The 1803-nt window shown below is 33.4% G+C and carries 1 protein-coding gene and 2 rRNA genes; all 3 read left to right on the forward strand.

The genetic code is table 11. From position 1 onward, the window contains the following. Positions 1-127, forward strand: a 23S ribosomal RNA gene (locus ACRC28_RS13245); the annotation flags it as partial. A 48-nt stretch (positions 128-175) separates the two neighbouring features. Further along, positions 176-292: ribosomal RNA gene (rrf, locus tag ACRC28_RS13250) — 5S ribosomal RNA — on the forward strand. A gap of 181 nt (positions 293-473) precedes the next feature. Beyond that, complete coding sequence (locus ACRC28_RS13255) at positions 474-1760, forward strand: SulP family inorganic anion transporter (protein WP_438543926.1); 1287 nt, start codon at positions 474-476, stop codon at positions 1758-1760. Positions 1761-1803 lie beyond the last annotated feature (43 nt).

Raw genomic sequence — 1803 nt, forward strand, 5'->3', positions numbered from 1 at the left:
TCAAGATGAGATTTCCCATAGCGTAAGCTAGTAAGATCCCTTGAAGAACACAAGGTTGATAGGTTGGGGGTGTAAGCGTAGCAATACGTTCAGCTGACCAATACTAATAGATCGAGGGCTTGACCAATATAATATTAATGATTATTTCAAGTGCAATTTTCAGAGAACATCTGAATTTGGTGATGATGGCATAGAGGGTACACTCCTTCCCATTCCGAACAGGAAAGTTAAGCTCTATAACGCCGATGGTACTGCACGGGAGACTGTGTGGGAGAGTAGGAAGTTGCCAAGTGAAAACAAGAGAAAGGATAGTAAATACTATCCTTTTTTTCGTGGGAAAATTTAGTTTACAAAAAATTTATCTCAAAAGTAAAGAAAAGAGGAAGAATGGTCTTTCTCTTTTCAACGCGTGTAAAAATAATTAAGTGTAGTAAGGTAAAATAATGCTGCTACTATGAAAGGAAGTTTTGTTAGTGAGAAAACCAGAGTTTTTTTCTATGATAAAGCATAGAAAGACATGGATTAGTAAGGAACAGGTCATTAATGATGTTATTGCAGGAAGTGTCGTTGCAATAATAGCATTACCGCTTTCTATTGCAATTGGAATATCATCAGGGGTAAGTCCAGCAAAAGGATTATTGACGGCTATTTTAGCAAGTCTTTGTGTATCTTTATTTGGAGGAAGTAGGGTTCAAATTGGTGGGCCTACTGGAGGATTTGTTGTAATTGTTTATGGAATAATACAAAAACATGGATTTGGGGGATTGTTAGTTGCTACATTGATGGCAGGTGTTATTCTCATTTTATTAGGGGTATTTAAATTAGGAAATTTAATTAAGCATATTCCACGTAGTATTATATTGGGGTTTACTGCAGGAATAGGAGTTGTGTTGTTCACAGCACAAATACAAGAATTTCTAGGGCTTAAAACAGGAAAGCTACCTATAGACTTTTTTGGAAAATGGATTACTTATGGACATGCAATCAAGACTATAAGTATTCAAACGTTGATTATAGGGATAATAGCTATAGGAATAATAATTTTCTTTCCTAAGATAAATAAAGTTATTCCAAGTTCATTAGTAGCATTAGTTTTTGTAACGATAGGAGTTCAAGTATTAGGTATAGATACGCCAACTGTAGGAAGTACATTTGGAACAATTAGTTCAAATATCCCTATGCCAGAGATACCAAATTTAACTCTTGCAAATATGGAAAGCTTATTAATGCCTGCGATAACTATAGCGATTTTAGGATATATACAAGCTTTATTAACAGCAGTTGTAACAGATGATATGTTAGGACATACTCATAATTCTAATACAGAATTAGTAAGTCAAGGAATTGCAAATATAGTATTATCACTTTTTGGAGGGATACCAGCAACAGGAGCTATTGCAAGAAGTACAGCAAGTGTAAAAAATGGTGCTAGAACTCCTCTTGCAGGAATTGTACATGCAGCGATTTTATTAGTTGTATTACTTGTATTTATACCATTATTACAATTTGTTCCATTAACAGTTTTAGCAGCAATTCTTATTGTAGTTTCTTATAATATGACTGAATGGAGATTATGTAGGGATTTATATAAGAAGGATAAGTTAGACGGAATGGAATTAATCCTTACTTTAGTCTTAACTATTTGTGTTAATTTAGTTGTTGCAATAGTAATTTCTATGATTGTACATATAATAAGAACAAAAATGATTAATAAAAAGATGCCAACTTCTGCATCAAGAAGTGAAGTAGGTTTAGCATAGTAAAAGCAGGACTCAAAAAATTTTTTTGAGTCCTGCTTTTTAG

It is taken from the genome of Clostridium sp. (assembly GCF_051650885.1).
Lineage (GTDB): Bacteria > Bacillota > Clostridia > Clostridiales > Clostridiaceae > Clostridium.